At 64.9% G+C, this 16,989-nt stretch carries 15 protein-coding genes; 9 read left to right on the top strand and 6 right to left on the bottom strand.

All coding sequences use genetic code 11. The features are described from left to right. Positions 1–2 precede the first annotated feature (2 nt). From trpE to rpe, 3 genes are all read right to left on the bottom strand, one after another. Positions 3–1,481: an anthranilate synthase component I gene (gene trpE / locus PJ259_RS18055; protein WP_271653714.1), complete on the bottom strand. Its 1,479-nt coding sequence runs from the start codon at positions 1,479–1,481 to the stop codon at positions 3–5. Positions 1,482–1,723: 242 nt separating this feature from the next. After that, positions 1,724–2,404 carry a phosphoglycolate phosphatase gene (locus tag PJ259_RS18050; RefSeq protein ID WP_271653713.1) on the bottom strand — a complete coding sequence of 227 codons (681 nt, stop codon included), beginning with the start codon at positions 2,402–2,404 and terminating at the stop codon, positions 1,724–1,726. Further along, positions 2,401–3,078, bottom strand: coding sequence for a ribulose-phosphate 3-epimerase (rpe, locus tag PJ259_RS18045; RefSeq protein ID WP_271653712.1), 678 nt, complete (start codon positions 3,076–3,078; stop codon positions 2,401–2,403). Before rpe ends, PJ259_RS18050 begins: the two co-directional genes overlap by 4 nt. A 136-nt stretch (positions 3,079–3,214) precedes the next feature. Between rpe and PJ259_RS18040 the strand changes: the two genes are divergently transcribed. Next, on the top strand, positions 3,215–4,222 hold the full coding sequence (locus PJ259_RS18040; RefSeq protein ID WP_271653711.1) for a DUF3530 family protein: 1,008 nt from the start codon (positions 3,215–3,217) through the stop codon (positions 4,220–4,222). On the opposite strand, the gene PJ259_RS18035 is transcribed toward PJ259_RS18040, so the two are convergent. The 3 genes from PJ259_RS18035 to PJ259_RS18025 are packed head-to-tail and all read right to left on the bottom strand — an operon-like array spanning position 4,197 to position 6,642. Continuing rightward, positions 4,197–4,961 (bottom strand): DnaJ domain-containing protein, encoded by a 765-nt coding sequence (locus PJ259_RS18035; protein ID WP_017640360.1) that lies wholly within the window; start codon positions 4,959–4,961, stop codon positions 4,197–4,199. The genes PJ259_RS18040 and PJ259_RS18035 overlap by 26 nt on opposite strands. Then, a complete protein-coding gene (murU, locus tag PJ259_RS18030; RefSeq protein WP_271653710.1) occupies positions 4,958–5,623 on the bottom strand; it encodes an N-acetylmuramate alpha-1-phosphate uridylyltransferase MurU in 666 nt (221 codons plus the stop codon). Before murU ends, PJ259_RS18035 begins: the two co-directional genes overlap by 4 nt. Continuing rightward, positions 5,620–6,642 carry an aminoglycoside phosphotransferase family protein gene (locus PJ259_RS18025; RefSeq protein WP_271653709.1) on the bottom strand — a complete coding sequence of 341 codons (1,023 nt, stop codon included), beginning with the start codon at positions 6,640–6,642 and terminating at the stop codon, positions 5,620–5,622. The genes murU and PJ259_RS18025 overlap by 4 nt, the downstream gene beginning before the upstream one ends. A gap of 119 nt (positions 6,643–6,761) precedes the next feature. Between PJ259_RS18025 and PJ259_RS18020 the strand changes: the two genes are divergently transcribed. The 8 genes from PJ259_RS18020 to PJ259_RS17985 all read left to right on the top strand — a co-directional run bounded on the left by PJ259_RS18020 (position 6,762) and on the right by PJ259_RS17985 (position 16,986). Then, a complete protein-coding gene (locus tag PJ259_RS18020; protein ID WP_271653708.1) occupies positions 6,762–9,566 on the top strand; it encodes an LPS-assembly protein LptD in 2,805 nt (934 codons plus the stop codon). Beyond that, the gene (locus tag PJ259_RS18015) at positions 9,547–10,842 is read left to right on the top strand and encodes a peptidylprolyl isomerase (protein WP_059313312.1); all 1,296 of its coding nucleotides are present in this window, start codon (positions 9,547–9,549) and stop codon (positions 10,840–10,842) included. The genes PJ259_RS18020 and PJ259_RS18015 overlap by 20 nt, the downstream gene beginning before the upstream one ends. A 50-nt stretch (positions 10,843–10,892) precedes the next feature. Beyond that, positions 10,893–11,888, top strand: coding sequence for a 4-hydroxythreonine-4-phosphate dehydrogenase PdxA (gene pdxA / locus PJ259_RS18010; protein ID WP_271653707.1), 996 nt, complete (start codon positions 10,893–10,895; stop codon positions 11,886–11,888). 289 nt (positions 11,889–12,177) lie between these two features. Next, positions 12,178–12,969 carry a 16S rRNA (adenine(1518)-N(6)/adenine(1519)-N(6))-dimethyltransferase RsmA gene (gene rsmA / locus PJ259_RS18005; RefSeq protein WP_271653706.1) on the top strand — a complete coding sequence of 264 codons (792 nt, stop codon included), beginning with the start codon at positions 12,178–12,180 and terminating at the stop codon, positions 12,967–12,969. 35 nt (positions 12,970–13,004) lie between these two features. Continuing rightward, positions 13,005–13,391 (top strand): Co2+/Mg2+ efflux protein ApaG, encoded by a 387-nt coding sequence (gene apaG / locus PJ259_RS18000; RefSeq protein WP_059313309.1) that lies wholly within the window; start codon positions 13,005–13,007, stop codon positions 13,389–13,391. Between the two features lie 160 nt (positions 13,392–13,551). After that, on the top strand, positions 13,552–14,373 hold the full coding sequence (locus tag PJ259_RS17995; RefSeq protein WP_271653705.1) for a symmetrical bis(5'-nucleosyl)-tetraphosphatase: 822 nt from the start codon (positions 13,552–13,554) through the stop codon (positions 14,371–14,373). Beyond that, positions 14,370–14,699, top strand: coding sequence for a thiosulfate sulfurtransferase GlpE (gene glpE / locus PJ259_RS17990; RefSeq protein ID WP_271653704.1), 330 nt, complete (start codon positions 14,370–14,372; stop codon positions 14,697–14,699). Before PJ259_RS17995 ends, glpE begins: the two co-directional genes overlap by 4 nt. Positions 14,700–15,063: 364 nt before the next feature. Continuing rightward, entirely contained in the window at positions 15,064–16,986 is a 1,923-nt protein-coding gene (locus PJ259_RS17985) for a PrkA family serine protein kinase (protein WP_059313306.1), read from the top strand. Positions 16,987–16,989 lie beyond the last annotated feature (3 nt).

Raw genomic sequence — 16,989 nt, 5'->3', positions numbered from 1 at the left:
CCTCAGACGGACTGTTCGGCAAGGGTGACGGCGCGGAACATGGCGCGACGCTTGTTGAGGGTCTCTTCCCACTCTGCCGCCGGCTGGGAGTCGGCGACGATGCCACCGCCCGCCTGCACGTGCAGCTCGCCGTCCTTGATCACCGCGGTGCGGATGGCGATGGCGGTGTCCATGTTGCCGTTCCAGGCCAGATAGCCCACGGCGCCGCCATAGATGCCACGCTTGACCGGCTCCAGTTCGTCGATGATCTCCATGGCGCGGATCTTTGGTGCTCCGGACAGGGTTCCGGCCGGCAGGATGGCGCGCAGGGCGTCCATGGCGCTCAGCTCGGGCTTGAGCCGGCCGGTGACGTTGCTGACGATGTGCATCACGTTGGAATAGCGCTCGATGACCATCTTCTCGGTGAGGCTCACGCTGCCGGTGGCGGATACCCGGCCCACGTCGTTGCGGCCCAGGTCGATCAGCATCAGGTGCTCGGCCAGCTCCTTGGCATCGGCCAGCAGATCGCGCTCCAGTGCCAGGTCGGCCTCCTCGGTGGCCCCGCGCGGGCGGGTACCGGCGATGGGGCGCACGGTGATCTCGCCGTCCTCTACCCGCACCAGCACCTCGGGCGAACTGCCGACCACGTGGAAATCACCAAAGTTGAAGAAATACATGTAGGGCGTGGGATTGAAGCAGCGCAGCGCCCGGTAGAGGTCGATGGGCGCCGCCTGGAAGTCGATGGTCATGCGCTGCGAGGGCACGACCTGCATGCAGTCGCCGGCCAGGATGTAAGCCTTGATCCGCTCAACGGCGTTCTCGTAGTCAGCCCGGCTGTAGCTGGAGCGAAACTCGGGCTCGCTGCCGGCACCTACTGCGGCGAAATCCAGCCCCAGCCGCGGGGTGATCGGCTGGCGGATACGCTCACGCAGCGCGGCCAGCCGGGCCTGGCCCTGCTCATAGGCCTCCGGCTGGCTGGGATCCACCAGCACGATGCAGTGCAGCTTGCCGGCGAGGTTGTCAAAGACCACCACCTCGTCCGACACCATCAACAGGATGTCCGGGGTGCCTAGCGGATCGGGATTGGGACTGGCGCCCAGGCGCTTTTCGACATAACGCACGCAGTCATAACCGAAGTAACCCACCAGACCGCCATCGAACTTGGGTAGGTTGGGCACAACCGGCACGCGATAGCGGGCCTTGAAGGCCTCGACGAAGGCCAGCGGATCCTCGACGGTGCAGGCTTCGAGCTGTTGCTCGCCCTCGTGCACGGTGACCTCGTAGCCACGAGCGCGCAGCAACGTGCGGCAGGGCAGGCCGATAATGGAATAGCGCCCCCACTTCTCGCCACCCTGCACCGATTCCAACAGATAGGAGTTGGGTGCATCGGCCAGCTTGAGATAGAGAGACAGCGGGGTGTCGAAGTCGGCCAGGGTTTCGAAGGCCAGGGGAATGCGGTTATAGCCTTGAGCGGCCAGGCGCAGGAAGTCGTCGCGGGTCATGATCAGCCTCGTGGCGAGGAAAACGAAAGGTCAAGTGCACAGCGCGCCGGTCTGATACCGGCCAGGACAAAGTCAGGCGCGCCAGCGCCAACGGGCCAGGGCCTTGATGACCTTCATCCATGCTCGCGAGGAGCCTGTGCGGGTGACCACCACGATGCGATCTCTTGCTCTTGGGGCGGGGATTGAAGGGCCACGTTAGCCTAGCCGGCCCGGCATGGCAACCGGCCGGCCATGTCGGCGTGCTAGATGAACAGCTCGCGCAGATCGTCGACGACCAGATCCGGCGCCTCGTTGGCAATGGGCTCGCCGTGGTTGTAGCCGTAGCTCAGGGCCACGCAGCGTACCCCGGCGGCGCGGGCGGCACGGATATCGTTGCGCGAGTCGCCGATGAACAGGGCGCGGTCGGCGGCCACCCCCGCCCGCTCCATCACCCACAGCAGGCCGGCCGGATCGGGTTTCTGCTGTGGCAGGGTATCGCCACCGACGATCCAGTCGAAATCGCCCAGGCCCATGTCCGCCAGCAGCGGCGCGACGAAGCGCTCCGGCTTGTTGGTGATCACCGCCAGGCGCACGCCCAGGGTGCGCAGCAGCGCCAGACTGTCCAGCACACCCGGATAGACGCGGGTCAGGGCATGACTGCCGCCATAGAGCTCCATGAACAGTGCTAGGGCGCTATCGGCAGCGGCATCGTCCACGGCGCCGTGCTCCATGCCATCGGCCAGGGCGCGGCGCACCAGCACCCGGGCGCCATTGCCGATCCACAGGCGCACCTTGTCCAGCCCCGCCGGCGCACGGTCCAGGCGTTCGAGCATGGCGTCCACCGCCGTGGCCAGATCGGGCGCGGAATCCAGCAGCGTGCCGTCGAGGTCGAACATCACCAGCGCGGGCGGATGCCCACCGCCGAGCTGCACCAGGGCGCTCATACCGACTGGGCCTTGGCCAGCTCGGCGCGCATCGCCTGGATCACCGCGGCGTAGTCCGCCTGGCCGAAGATGGCCGAGCCGGCAACGAAGGTGTCGGCGCCCGCGCGGGCGATCTCGCCGATGTTCTTGACGTTGACGCCGCCATCGATTTCCAGGCGGATCGGCCGGCCCGAGGCGTCGATCAGGGCACGCGCCTCGCGCAGCTTGTCCAGAGTGCCAGGAATGAATTTCTGGCCACCGAAGCCGGGGTTGACGCTCATCAGCAGCACCATGTCGACCTTGTCCATCACGTACTTGAGCACGTCCAGCGAAGTGGCCGGATTGAATACCAGGCCGGCCCGGCAGCCGCCATCCCTGATCAGCTGCAGCGAGCGGTCGATGTGCTCGGAGGCCTCGGGATGGAAGGTGATGTCGGTGGCGCCGGCCTCGATGAAGTCGCCGATGATGCGATCCACCGGCTTGACCATCAGGTGCACGTCGATGGGCGCGGTCACCCCGTAGTTGCGCAACGCCTTGCAGACCATGGGGCCGATGGTGAGGTTGGGCACATAGTGATTGTCCATCACGTCGAAATGGACCATGTCGGCACCGGCGGCGAGGACCTTGTCGACTTCCTCGCCCAGGCGGGCGAAATCGGCGGACAGGATCGAGGGAGCGATGGCGAAGGGTTGCATGGGATAGCCTCGGCGAAGGTTAAGTGGCGGCATTGTAACGGAGATCCGTATGGCGCTAAGGCGTTCCCGCTGCCCCGACGAGGCGAACGGCGGTAGGCTCGTCAGGGTCAACCGTCTCCTTTGAGGATTCCGCCCGATGTCGTTGCCTGCCCCTCTGCCGCTCTGCCTCCTCCTGCTGCTCGGCTTGACCACACCGGTCCTGGCCGAAGAGGCGCCCACGCCGGCGCCCCAGGCACCGACCGAAAGTCTGGCGCCAGCGTTGACGCGCAGCCAGGAGCAGCAACAGGCACTCATGCGGCAGCTGCCCGCCGAGCAGCAGAAGACCCTGCAGGCCGGCGACGAGTCCTTTCTTGCCCTGCTGCTACCCAGCGCCCGCGCCAAGACCGCCGGGACGGTGGTGCTGGTGCCGGGCGATGGCGAATCGGCCGACTGGCCCAATGTGATAGCCCCGGTGCGTCAGGAGCTGCCCACCTACGGGTGGCAGACCATCAGCCTCAGCCTGCCCGATCCCTATGACCCCGTGGTGGCGATCGAACGGGACACGGCTCCCGTGGACACCGACGCCCAGGCCAACAGCGAACAGAAGGCACCGCCGGTCACCGGCGGCAGTGGCACGGCGCCGGCCGCTCCAACGCAGGCCGAGGCGGGCAGTGGCGAGCCCGCTCAGGCAGCGGTCACGCCCGCCGACCCCGAAGCCGCGGCCAACGCCCAGACCGCCCGGGTGCTGGCGCGCATCGCCGCCGGTATCGATCTGGCGCTGCAACAGGGCGCCAATCCCATTGTGCTGGCCGGTCACGGGACCGGCGCCTACTGGGCGGCGCGCTACCTGGCGGAAAAGGAGCCAGCCGAGGTCAAGCAACTGGTACTCATCGATGCCCGCGCGCCGCAGGGTATGCCGCCGCGACTGGACGCCACCATGGGCAAGACCGACCTGCAGATCGCCGATCTGGTGCACGCCCCCGGCCAGCCGGCGCAGCAGCGCAAGGAGCGCGCGGCGCAAAAGGCCAACAAGGGCTATCGGCAGATCGAATTGCCGGTCATCCCGGGCGACCGGGCGGCGGAGCAGGAGCAGACCGTTCGCCGCCTGCGCGCCTGGCTGGAACGCCTGCCGTCGGCCCCTAGCGAAAGCCCCGCCGCTTCTTGATCACCTGGTAGGCAGCGTGCAACTCGGCGGTACGCTGGGCAGCGGCATAGACCGCCGACTGGCCCGCTCCGGCACCGGCCTTCTTGTCGGGATGGTGACGCGAGAGCAACCGGCGATAGGCCTGCTTGACCGTGGCCGCGTCGGCATCGTCGGTGACGCCGAGCAATTGCAGGGCCTTGCGGTATTTTTCTTCGTTGCTGGGCTGCCGCGGCGCCGCCTGCACGGGCGGCTGCAGGGCCAGTACCTGGGCTTCGGCCAGGCCCATCGCCTGCCCCCAGCCCAGGATTTCATCGCGATCACCGGGACGTACGCTGCCGCTGATCCAGACCATGCGCCAGCAGGCCCGCAGAATCAGCTCACTGCGCTCGCTGAGTCGTTGCAGGTCTGCCGCTGACGGCAGGGTGCCACCCTTGCCCTGCTCGAAGGCGGCGATGGCTTTCTTGCGGTCGTCCGCCCCCAGCCCCAGCCGTTCGATCTCGCCTTCGGCCTGGCGGATATGGGCGGTAAGTACCCGGCCACCACGCTTGGCCAGGCGCCCGAGCATCTGGAATTGCGCCTGGTGCTCGAAGCGGCCAGGGCGTCCCTGCCAGCGCGCCTTCCAGCCCGCCAGGGAGGTCAGCCCCAGCTGGCGCTCGCCGGCATGGGCAAGCAACGCCACCAGCAGGGCGCCAGGAATACTGGCCACCGCCCAACCGGCCAGGAAACCCAGCAGCGTCAGCGGCCAGAACCAGAGCTTCAAGAAGCCATCCCGAACAGCTGCTCCGCCTCGGCCAGGCGTTCCAGAGTGCCTACGTCCACCCAGCGTCCCGCCAACCGCTGGCCCGAGACCTGCCCGGCGACAATAGCCGGTCGCAGCACATCGACCAGCTTGAAGGCTCCTGCCGTGCAGTCGGAGAAGAGCTGCGGGTGCAGCACGGCGATGCCGCTGTAGGTGAGCTTTTCCGAGGCCTCCAGGGTGATCTGCCCATCCACCAAGCCGAAATCGCCGCTGGGGTGATGAACGGGATTGTCGACCAGCACCAGGTGCGCCAGGCAGCCGGCGGGCAGTGCCAGGACCGCGAAATCGACATCGGTGCGGATGTCGCCATTGATCAGCATGAAGGGTTCACTACCCAGCAATGGCAGCGCCCGAAAGATACCGCCCCCGGTCTCCAGCGGCTCACCTTCGGCGGAAAAGCGAATGGAGACACCCAAGCGACTGCCGTCGCCCAGGACGGCTTCCAACTGGTCGCCCAGCCAGGCGTGGTTGATCACCAAGTCGTTGATACCGGCGGCGGCCAGCGCCTGGATATGGTGCTCGATGAGCGGGCGACCGTTCACTTCGATCAGCGGCTTGGGGCGCGTCAGCGTCAGCGGACGCATCCGTTCGCCCTTGCCCGCCGCCAGGATCATGGCCTTCATGGATGGGCTCGCTCGGCGTGCAACTCGTCCAGCAGGGCGCCCAGGTCGGCGAGCTCGGGCCGGCGAGCCACCACGGTGCGGATATAGGCCAGAAAGCGGGGCGTGTCGGCGACGTAGCGTGGCTTGCCGTCGCGGTGCCAGATGCGGGCGAAGATACCCATCACCTTGAGATGGCGCTGTACCCCCATCAGGTCCGAGGCCCGCTGGAAGTCGGCGAAGTCGGCCTGCACCGGTATCCCGGCAGCCCGTGCCTGCTCCCAATAACCCAGCAGCCAGCGCTGGACCAACGGCTCCGGCCAGCTCAGGAAGGCGTCCTTGAACAGACTGGTGATGTCATAGGTGACCGGCCCCATGACGGCGTCCTGGAAGTCCAGTACGCCCGGATTGGGCGTGCTGAGCATCAGGTTGCGCGGCATGAAGTCCCGATGGACCAGCACCTGGGGCTGCGCCAGGGCACTGTCGATCAGCAGCCGGCAGACGGCCTGCCAGCGTTCGAGTTGAGAGGCACTCAAGGTCAGGTCCAGTTCACGGCCGACATACCACTCCGGAAACAGTCCCAGCTCGCGGGCAAGCAGAGCCTCATCGTAGAGCGGCAGGCTGCCGTTCGTCGGCTGCTTGCGCTGGAAAGCCAGGAGCGCGTCGATGGCCGCCTGGAAATACTCGTCGGCATTCGTCGCGTTGATCACCTCCAGGTAGGTAAGCTGGCCGAGGTCGCTCAGCAGCAGGAACCCCCGTTCCAGATCCTGGGCCAGGATGCGCGGTACATGGACCCCGGCGGCGTCCAGCAGGCCCGCCACCTGGACGAACGGACGGCAGTCCTCCTGCGGCGGCGGCGCATCCATCACGATCAGGCTGCGCCCTTCGCCCGCCCAGCGGAAATAACGGCGAAAGCTGGCATCGCTGCTGGCCGCGGTCAGGGTGCCCACGGGCACCTCGCCCCAGGCCTGCGCCCGGAAAATTTCCGGTAAAACGGTAGTCAGCCAGTCTTCTATCTGGTTCAAGCGAACATCTTCAGTCATTTGCAGCGGATCCCCCGGCCCTAGCCGATGCGCAGGTCATGTTTTATTATCCGCTATCTTTTTGAGCCCATCGAGAGGCCGCGGCCCCTTAATGGCCGGCGTGCAGGACGACTTTAAGGATGGCCGTGAAAACCCCCGCGTTTCGCAGAAAATTTCCCCTCTTGGTAACCGGCAGCCTGCTCGCCATGCAGCCGGTCACCGCCCTCATCGCCGCGCCCGCCGAGCAGTTCAGCTGCAGCGCCGGGGCCGGCGGTGGCTGGTCGTGCAACACCCAGGCGCCAACGGCGGCCATTCCGCCCCGCCCCAGCCAGGGTGAGACCCAGGGCGTCGCGGCGCAGCCCGCTGCGCGCAAGGGCGACGATGCCGTCCTGGTGACCGAGAGCAAGGGTCGCGCCCTCAAGTCCCGCAGCGCCGACTACAGCCACCTGGACTGGGTCCCGCGCGACCAGCTGACCCCGGCCCAATTGGCCGAGACCGGTCCCTACTGCAGCGGCGCCTATGTCGAGCCGCAGCGTCCGGGCATGTACGACGACACCCCGACTGCCAAGGCTCCGACCTACGTCTCCGCCAAGACCTCGCGCTACGAGCAGGAGCAGCAGGTCGCCACCCTCGCCGGTGACGTGGTCTTGCGCCAGGGCGGCATGCAGGTGGAGTCCCAGGAGGCCAACCTGCACCAGCTGGAGAATCGCGGCGAGCTCAAGGGCAACGTCAAATTCCGCGACAACGGCCTGCTGATGGTCGGCGACAAGGCCGACATGCAGCTGGACAACGGCCAGGTCCAGGTCGACAACGCCGAATTCGTCATGCACCAGAGCCGGGCCCGCGGCAGCGCGCTCTACGCCAAGCGCGGCGACGACGCCATCATCCGCCTCAAGGATGGCACCTACACCACCTGCGAACCGGGCAGCAACGCCTGGCAGGTCAAGGGCAATACCGTCACCCTGAATCCGGCCACCGGCCTGGGCTATGCGACCAATGCCACCCTGCGGGTGAAGGACATTCCGGTCCTCTACACGCCGTTCATCTATTTCCCGATCGACGACCGTCGGCAGTCCGGTTTCCTGGCGCCCTCGATCAGTACGTCCAGCGACACCGGCTTCGCGATCACCACGCCCTACTACTTCAACCTGGCGCCCAACTACGATGCCACCCTCTATCCGCGCTACATGGCCAAGCACGGCCTGCAGACCGAGGGTGAGTTCCGCTACCTGACCCACAGCAGCGAAGGCCAGGTGTACGGCTCCTACCTCAAGGACACCGACCCGGAGCATGAGGGCGAACCGGAAGCCACCGACAGCCGCTGGCTGTACGGCTGGAAGAATCGCAGCGGACTGGATGCGCGTTTGATGGCCGAGGTGGACTACACCCGCATCAGCGATCCTTACTACTTCCAGGACCTGGAAACTGACCTCGGCATCAACAAGCCGACCTACGTCAACCAGCAGGGTCGCCTGACCTACCGTGGCGATACCTTCGTCGCCGGCCTCAATGCCCAGGCCTACCAGCTGGCCACCGTCTCCGACGTGACACCCTACAACCGCCTGCCGCAGTTGACCCTGAGCGGTGCCCTGCCCTACAACCCGGGCGGCCTGGACTTCACCTACGACACCGAGGCGGTGCGCTTCACCCGCAGCTTCGACGACAATACCTACTTCGACCTGGATGACAACGGCAACCGCACCAACGTGCGCAACCGCCCCGACGTCAACCTCTTCGGCCTGACCCGTGCCGAAGGCAATCGCTACCATGTCGAGCCAGGCATCGCGCGGCCAATGACCGCCTCTTGGGGCTTCCTGACGCCCTCGTTGCGCTATGCCTACACCCGCTATGACCTGGATCTGGACAGCACCGGTCAGAGTGATTTGAACTCGCCGCTGGTTGGCGGTGGCCGCCGCGCCTCAGCCGGCTCCAGCGTGACCAGTTTCAACGACAGCCCCACCCGTTCGGTCCCCATCTTCAGCCTCGATGGCGGCCTGTACTTCGACCGTACCTCGAATCTGTTCGGCGAAGGTGGCAAGCAGACCTTCGAACCCCGCGCCAAGTACCTCTATGTACCCAACCGCGACCAGGACGACCTGCCGGTATTCGATACCGGTGAATACACCTTCAGCTACAGCTCGCTGTGGCGCGACAACCGCTTCACCGGTCGCGACCGTATCGGCGATGCCAACCAGCTGGCTCTGGGTGCAACCAGCCGCTTCATCGAGCCCAATGGCTTCGAACGGGCCAATGTAAGCTTTGGCCAGCTGTTCTACTTCCGCGATCGTGACGTGCAGCTGCCCGGCCTGACCAAGGACGACCTGGCCTACGCCCGCAGCCTCGGGCAGAACATCGACAATCCCCAGGCCACCACCTCCCGCTCGCCCTATGCCCTGGCCGGCATGTATCGCTTCAACCGCGACTGGCGTGTGAACGGCGAATTCAACTGGGATCCGGCCCTGCACCAGACCGACTCCGGCAGCGTGATGTTCCACTATCAGCCGGAAGCCGAGCCGGGCAAGATCCTCAACGTCGGCTATCGCTATCGTGACAATGTCCGGGTGTTTGATCCCACCCTTGGCCGCTTCACCTACAACAGCGAAGACTACAAGGTCGACCAGCACGACATCTCCTTCATCTGGCCGATCGTGCCCCAGTGGTCCGCCATTGCCCGTTGGCAGTTCGACTACAACAAGAGCCGTACCCTGGAAGCCTTTGGTGGCTTCGAGTACGACAACTGCTGCTGGAAGCTGCGCCTGATCAGCCGCTACTGGCTCAAGAGCGAAGACGACGTCTTCTACACCGCCCAGAGCTCCGAAGCCGATCGCGGGATCTTCCTGCAGATCGTGCTCAAGGGACTCGGCAACGTCTTCGGCGGCAAGACCGAAGGCTTCCTGGACAGAGGCATTCAAGGCTATCGTGAACGTGAAGACCAAGCTATGTAACGCCCTGCGCCCGCTCGCCCTGGGCGCGGCGCTCGCCCTCACCCCTCTGGCTCAGGCTGCCGTGGTACCGCTGGACAAGGTCGTGGCCATCGTCGACAACGACGTGGTCATGCAGAGCCAGCTCGATCAGCGACTCAACGAGGTCAAGCAGAACATCACCCGCCGCGGCGCCGCGGCGCCGCCGGAAAGCGAGCTGCGTCAGCAGGTGCTGGAACGCCTGATCCTGGAAGACATCCAGATGCAGCTGGCCGGACGCATGGGCGTGAAGATCTCCGACGAGGAGCTCAACCAGGCCGTGGCCACCATCGCCCAGCGCAATGGCCTGAGTGTGGCTGAATTCCGCCAGGCCCTGGCTCGCGACGGTCTCTCCTACGACGCCGCCCGCGAGCAGGTCCGTCGCGAGATGATGATCAGTCGGGTACGCCAGCGCCAGGTCGGCCAGCGAGTACAGGTTACCCAGCAGGAAGTGCAGAACTTCCTCGCGTCCGACCTCGGCAAGCTGCAGCTGTCCGAAGAGTATCGCCTGGCCAATATCCTGATCCCGGCAGCCGACAACGCCGGCACTGCCGGTCTCGATGCCGCCGCACGCCAAGCCCAGGACACCTACAACCAGCTACGCCAGGGCGCCGACTTCAACCAGCTGGCCATCGCCCGCTCGGCCGGCGACAACGCCCTCGACGGCGGCGAGATCGGCTGGCGCAAGGCCGCTCAGCTGCCCCCGCCCTTCGATCGCCTGATCGGTAGCGTCGGTGTCGGCGGCATCACCCAGCCCGTGCGGGTCCCCGGTGGCTTCGTGATCCTCAAGGTGGAAGAGAAGCGCGGTGGCGAGGCGAGCATCGTCGATGAGGTGCATGTGCGCCACATCCTGCTCAAGCCCAATGCCGTGCGCAGCGATGCCGAGACCCAGCGACTGGCCGCACGCCTGCGCGAGCGCATCCAGAACGGCGAAAGCTTCGCCACCCTGGCCAAGAGCTTCTCGGAAGATCCGGGCTCGGCGCTCAATGGCGGCGACCTGGGCTGGATCAACCCGGAATCCCTGGTACCGGAATTCCGCGAGGTCATGAACAGCGCTCCGGTCAACCAGCTGTCGCAACCCTTCCACACGCCGTTCGGCTGGCACATCCTGGAAGTCCTCGGGCGTCGGGCCACCGACAACACCCAGCAGGCGCGCGAACAGCAGGCCTTGAATCTCCTGCGCAGTCGCAAGTACGACCAGGAGCTGCAGACCTGGTTGCGCCAGATCCGCGACGAAGCCTACGTCGAGATCAAGCAGTAACCCCGAGGCCGCAGGTACCCCCTGCGGCCTTTCTGTTTCCGGAGCTGTGCATGGCCCTGCGCTTCGCCCTCACCCCCGGTGAACCCGCCGGTATCGGTCCCGACCTCTGCCTGCTGCTGGCCCGGGAGGCTCAGCCCTACCCCCTGATCGCCATTGCCAGCCGCGCCCTGCTGACCGCACGCGCCGTCGAACTGGAACTCTCCATCGACCTGCTCGAGGTGGCGCCGGCGGCTTGGCCGGAAACGCCAGCACCGGCGGGTACCCTCTATGTCTGGGATACCCCGCTGGGTGCGCCTGTCGTCACGGGCCAGCTCGATACCGCCAACGCCCGTTATGTGCTGCAGACCCTGACCCGCGCCGGCCAGGGCTGCCTGGACGGCACCTTCGCCGGCATGATCACCGCACCGGTGCACAAGGGCGTGATCAACGACGGCGGCGTGGCCTTTTCCGGCCATACCGAATTCCTCGCCGAGCTGACCAAGACCCCTCAGGTGGTGATGCTGCTGGCGACCGCCGGACTGAGGGTCGCCCTGGTCACCACCCACCTGCCGCTACGCGAGGTGGCCGATGCCATCGATCGCCAGACGCTGCTCCAGGTCACCCGCATCCTGCACGACGACCTGCAACGCTATTTCGGCGTCGCCCAACCCCGCATCCTGGTCTGCGGCCTCAACCCCCATGCCGGCGAAGGCGGTCACCTGGGCCGCGAAGAGATCGAGATCATCGAGCCGGCACTGGACAGCCTGCGCGCCGAGGGCCTCGACCTCGTCGGGCCGCTGCCTGCCGATACCCTCTTCACCCCCAAGCACCTCGATCACTGCGATGCGGTCCTGGCCATGTATCACGACCAGGGCCTGCCAGTACTCAAGCACAAGGGTTTCGGCGCCGCGGTCAATGTGACCCTGGGCCTGCCGATCATTCGCACCTCGGTCGATCACGGTACCGCCCTGGACCTGGCCGGCAGCGGACGGATCGATACCGGCAGCCTGAAGGTCGCTCTCGACACCGCCTACGCCATGGCGGGCCATCGCCGTTCGGTGACCTAAGCGCCTGTTCATGGCGTCGCGAGCCAAAGCCGAAAGGCCGAGGCCGCACCCGCGGAAAGACTCAAGGAAGCGGAGCGGACGCGCATGCGAGTTCATGCGTGGTAAAGGGTATTGCGGCAGGGCCACCTAGGCGGGGCTGATCCCCCAGAGGCTTTTCAACACCGCCTGGCCGACGCGCAGCAGGTTATGAAGAGGCTCCGAGCGCTCCGGAGGTGGCCAAGGGTCTGCTAAACTGGTGGGTCTTTGCCGTCCTGAAATCGCAGGCCCTGCGCCTGCGCCGGAGCACCAGATGACCGAGCTCTACCAACACCGCGCCCGCAAGAGGTTCGGCCAGAATTTCCTGCACGACGCCGGGGTGATCCATCGCATCCTGCGCGCCATCCATGGGCGGCCCGGCGAGCGGCTGCTGGAGATCGGCCCGGGCCAGGGTGCCCTGACCGAGGGCCTGCTGACCAGCGGAGCCCAGCTCGACGTCATCGAACTGGACCAGGACCTGATCCCGCTGCTCAAGCTCAAGTTCGGTCTCAACCCGCTGTTCACCCTGCACCAGGGCGACGCCATGAAGTACGATCTCTCCAGCATCGCCGCAGGCGATCGGCTAAGGGTCGTGGGCAATCTGCCCTACAACATCTCCACGCCGCTTATCTTCCACCTGCTCAGCTTCGCCGACATCATCGCCGACATGCATTTCATGTTGCAAAAGGAAGTGGTGGAACGCCTGGCCGCGGTGCCTGGCAATGGCGACTGGGGCCGGTTGTCGATCATGGTGCAGTACCACTGCCGCGTGGAGCACCTGTTCAACGTCGGTCCAGGCGCCTTCAATCCACCGCCAAAGGTGGACTCGGCCATCGTCCGCCTGGTGCCCCATACCGAAAGACCCCATGTGGCCCGCGATCCAGCCCTGCTCGAACGCGTCGTCCGCGAAGCCTTCGGCCAGCGGCGCAAGACACTCAGGAACACCCTCAAGGGCACCCTGGACAGCGCCGCCATCGAAGCCGCCGACGTCGATCCGGGACTGCGTCCCGAGCAGCTGGACCTGGCAGCCTATGTGCGTCTGGCCAATCAGCTGGCGTCTAACTGACGCCCTTTCATCCCGCCTCTGCAGAGATCCTTTTCGTGACCGAGCCCGATCCGCGCTACCTCATCACCGTGCAGGTCACCACCCGCTACCTGCCTGAACAGTCCAGCGCCAGCCAGGAGCGCTACGCCTTCGCCTACGACGTGAGCATCCGCAACGACGGTCAGCTGCCGGCGCAGCTGCTCAGCCGTCACTGGATCATCACCGATGGCAATGGCGAGGCGCAGGAAGTCCGCGGGCCCGGTGTGGTCGGTGAACAACCGCTGATCGCGCCAGGCGAGACCCATAGCTATTCCAGCGGCACCCTGATGCCGACCCAGGTGGGCAGCATGAGGGGCAGCTACCAGATGGTCGCCAGTGACGGCCACAGCTTCGAGGCCGCCATTCCCACTTTCCGCCTGGCCGTACCCGGCTCGCTACACTAGGTTGGTGTTTCAGACGGGACCTACACAGGTTCGGCAGCGCTTTTTCAGTCCGAGCTGCGTTGCCACGCCATAGCCTTGCCATGACGCGTCGCCAGGTCCAGACCAGAAAATCACTCGCCAACTCTTGCGCGAACTTCTAACCCCCACACCAGGAGTCCCGATGACGCTGTACGCCGTTGGCGACCTGCAAGGTTGCCTCGACCCGCTCAAGTGTCTGCTCGACGAGGTCCGCTTCGATCCCGCCAAGGACCGCCTCTGGCTGGTGGGTGACCTGGTCAATCGCGGACCGCAATCCCTGGAAACCCTGAGATACCTTTACGCCATGCGCGACTCGGTAATCAGTGTCCTGGGCAATCACGACCTACACCTGCTGGCGGTCGCCTTCGGCGGCGCCAAGCTGAAGAAGCAGGACACCCTGAGCGACATCCTCGCCGCGCCCGACCGCGATGAACTATTGTTCTGGCTGCGCCAGCTGCCGCTGATCCAGCACGACGCCGAGCGCAATTGCGTACTCGTCCACGCCGGCCTGCCGCCACAGTGGACGCTGGCCCAGGCGCTGAGCCTGGCCGGCGAGGTAGAGGCCGTGTTGCGCGATGAAGCGGCGTACGTACCCTTTCTGGAACAGATGTATGGCAATGAGCCGACGCTCTGGCAAGATGATCTCGAGGGCCAGGACCGCCTTCGCCTGATCACCAATTACCTGACGCGTATGAGATTCTGCAGCCCGGAAGGGCGTCTGGAGTTCAAGAGCAAGGAAGGCCTGGACAGTGCGCCGGCCGGCTTCGCCCCCTGGTTCAGCCATGGCCATCGCTTGACTCGAGACGTGTGGATTCTGTTCGGCCATTGGGCCGCGCTCAAGGGGCAATGCGCTGCGCCCAATGTCGAGGCGCTCGACAGCGGCTGCGTCTGGGGCGGCGACATGACTCTACTCGACGTCGACGGCAACCGCCGTCATCTCTGCAGTTGCAAGGAGAAGAAATGAGCGAATTCACCTGTATCTCCCCCGAACGGGCCTTGGAACTGCGCAGTGAGGGCGCCCGGATCGTCGACATCCGCGATCCGCACAGCTACGCCACCCTGCACGTCGCCGGTGCCCAGCGGGTCGACAACCAGAACATCCACGACTTCATCGCCGCCGCGGATCTGGACGCGCCGCTGCTGGTGTTCTGCTACCACGGCCATTCCAGCCAAAGCGCGGCGGCCTTCTTTGCCGGCCAAGGCTTCAGCCAGGTCTACAGCGTCGACGGCGGCTTCGAAAACTGGCGCACCCTCTATCCCGAGCAGACCGAAAGCGGGCAAGCCGTTTAACACAGCGGGTTGACGCTGTCGTTACAAGAATAAACCGAATTGACTCTTCCACATCTCGCAGATAGGACTATTCTGGAATCAGGCCCTCCGGAAACGGCGGGCTCGATAACCGGCTTTGGACCATCGGTGTAACCACTGGAGATTCGGGGGAATTCCAGGGGGACCGTTTCCATCGGTCTCCTCGTGCGTCTCTCGAAACCCAACCCTACTTCTGCAGGCGTGAAGGATCGATTAGGCAAGACGACCGCGAAGGTATTAGAGACGTTATCTTTCGTCGCCCGGCATGACCGCTCCCCACCGGCAGCAAGGCAAGGCTCCAGGCATCGATTCCAAGCTGGTCCAGGGTATCCAGCGAGGAGACGTCATGAGCATTTTCAGTCACTTCCAGGGGCGTTTCGAAGCGACTCGCCAGGAAGAGTATTCCCTTCAGGAATACCTTGAGATCTGCAAGAAGGATCGTACCGCCTTTGCCAGTGCCGCCGAGCGCATGCTCATGGCCATCGGCGAACCCGAACTGGTGGACACCACCAGTGACTCACGCCTATCACGCATCTTTTCCAACAAGGTCATCCGCCGCTACCCGGCCTTTGCCGACTTCCATGGCATGGAAGACTGCATCGAGCAGATCGTGTCCTACTTCCGCCATGCGGCGCAGGGTCTGGAAGAGAAGAAGCAGATCCTTTATCTGCTTGGCCCGGTGGGCGGCGGCAAGTCGTCCCTCGCAGAAAAACTCAAGCACCTGATCGAGAAGGTCCCCTTCTACGCCATCAAGGGCTCGCCGGTGTTCGAATCGCCCCTGGGGCTGTTCAACCCCGACGAGGACGGCCAGATCCTCGAAGAGGACTACGGCATCCCCCGCCATTACCTGCGCAGCATCATGTCGCCCTGGGCGGCCAAGCGCCTGCAGGAATTCGGCGGCGACATCAGCAAGTTCCGGGTGGTCAAGCTCTACCCTTCCATCCTCAATCAGATCGCCATCGCCAAGACCGAACCGGGCGACGAGAACAACCAGGACATCTCCGCCCTGGTGGGCAAGGTGGACATCCGCAAACTGGAGGAATACCCGCAGAACGATGCGGACGCCTACAGCTATTCCGGCGCCCTGTGCCGTGCCAACCAGGGCATGATGGAATTCGTGGAGATGTTCAAGGCCCCGATCAAGGTCCTGCACCCGCTGCTGACCGCGACCCAGGAAGGCAACTACAACAGCACCGAGGGCCTCGGCGCCCTGCCCTACAGCGGCATCATCCTGGCCCACTCCAACGAATCCGAGTGGCACACCTTCCGCAACAACAAGAACAACGAAGCCTTCATCGACCGGATCTACATCGTCAAGGTGCCCTACTGCCTGCGCGTCTCCGACGAGATCCATATCTACGACAAGTTGCTGGTCAACAGCTCCCTGGCCAACGCCCACTGCGCGCCGGACACCCTCAAGATGCTGGCCCAGTTCTCCGTGCTCTCGCGTCTCAAGGAGCCGGAAAATTCCAACATCTATTCGAAGATGCGCGTCTACGACGGCGAAAACCTCAAGGACACCGATCCCAAGGCCAAGTCGATCCAGGAATACCGCGACAGCGCGGGCGTCGACGAAGGCATGAACGGCCTGTCCACGCGCTTCGCCTTCAAGATCCTCTCGCGAGTGTTTAACTTCGACGCCAACGAGATCGCCGCCAACCCGGTGCACCTGCTCTACGTGCTGGAGCAGCAGATCGAAGCCGAGCAGTTCCCGGCCGAGACCCGCGAACGCTACATGAGATTCATCAAGGAATACCTGGCGCCGCGCTACGTGGAGTTCATCGGCAAGGAGATCCAGACCGCCTATCTCGAGTCCTACAGCGAGTACGGCCAGAACATCTTCGACCGCTACGTGCTCTATGCGGACTTCTGGATCCAGGACCAGGAATACCGCGACCCGGAAACCGGCGAGATCCTCAATCGCGCCTCCCTCAACGAGGAGTTGGAGAAGATCGAGAAGCCGGCCGGCATCAGCAATCCGAAGGATTTCCGTAACGAGATCGTCAACTTCGTGTTGCGCGCCCGGGCCAACAATAACGGCAAGAATCCGAGCTGGCTGTCGTACGAGAAGCTGCGGGCGGTGATCGAGAAGAAGATGTTCTCCAACACCGAGGAGCTCCTGCCGGTCATCAGCTTCAATGCCAAGGCCAGCAAGGAAGACCAGCAGAAGCACAGCGACTTCGTGACCCGCATGGTAGAGCGTGGGTACACCGAGAAGCAGGTGCGACTGCTGTCCGAGTGGTATTCACGGGTACGCAAGTCGCAGTAAGGC

Origin of the sequence: Pseudomonas sp. JBR1, from assembly GCF_028198185.1 — a bacterium.
GTDB lineage: Bacteria > Pseudomonadota > Gammaproteobacteria > Pseudomonadales > Pseudomonadaceae > Chryseomonas > Chryseomonas oryzihabitans_E.
The sequence above is the reverse complement of the archived record's forward strand: the minus strand, read 5'-3'. Positions and strand labels throughout refer to the sequence as shown.

What these genes read in the sequence shown, in the direction of transcription:
- trpE (WP_271653714.1), bottom strand. Translation starts at nt 1,481, where the DNA reads ATGACCCGCGACGACTTCCTGCGCCTGGCCGCTCAAGGCTATAACCGC.
- PJ259_RS18050 (WP_271653713.1), bottom strand. Translation starts at nt 2,404, where the DNA reads ATGAGCGCCCTGGTGCAGCTCGGCGGTGGGCATCCGCCCGCGCTGGTG.
- rpe (WP_271653712.1), bottom strand. Translation starts at nt 3,078, where the DNA reads ATGCAACCCTTCGCCATCGCTCCCTCGATCCTGTCCGCCGATTTCGCC.
- PJ259_RS18040 (WP_271653711.1), top strand. Translation starts at nt 3,215, where the DNA reads ATGTCGTTGCCTGCCCCTCTGCCGCTCTGCCTCCTCCTGCTGCTCGGC.
- murU (WP_271653710.1), bottom strand. Translation starts at nt 5,623, where the DNA reads ATGAAGGCCATGATCCTGGCGGCGGGCAAGGGCGAACGGATGCGTCCG.
- PJ259_RS18025 (WP_271653709.1), bottom strand. Translation starts at nt 6,642, where the DNA reads ATGACTGAAGATGTTCGCTTGAACCAGATAGAAGACTGGCTGACTACC.
- PJ259_RS18020 (WP_271653708.1), top strand. Translation starts at nt 6,762, where the DNA reads ATGGCCGTGAAAACCCCCGCGTTTCGCAGAAAATTTCCCCTCTTGGTA.
- pdxA (WP_271653707.1), top strand. Translation starts at nt 10,893, where the DNA reads ATGGCCCTGCGCTTCGCCCTCACCCCCGGTGAACCCGCCGGTATCGGT.
- rsmA (WP_271653706.1), top strand. Translation starts at nt 12,178, where the DNA reads ATGACCGAGCTCTACCAACACCGCGCCCGCAAGAGGTTCGGCCAGAAT.
- PJ259_RS17995 (WP_271653705.1), top strand. Translation starts at nt 13,552, where the DNA reads ATGACGCTGTACGCCGTTGGCGACCTGCAAGGTTGCCTCGACCCGCTC.
- glpE (WP_271653704.1), top strand. Translation starts at nt 14,370, where the DNA reads ATGAGCGAATTCACCTGTATCTCCCCCGAACGGGCCTTGGAACTGCGC.
- PJ259_RS17985 (WP_059313306.1), top strand. Translation starts at nt 15,064, where the DNA reads ATGAGCATTTTCAGTCACTTCCAGGGGCGTTTCGAAGCGACTCGCCAG.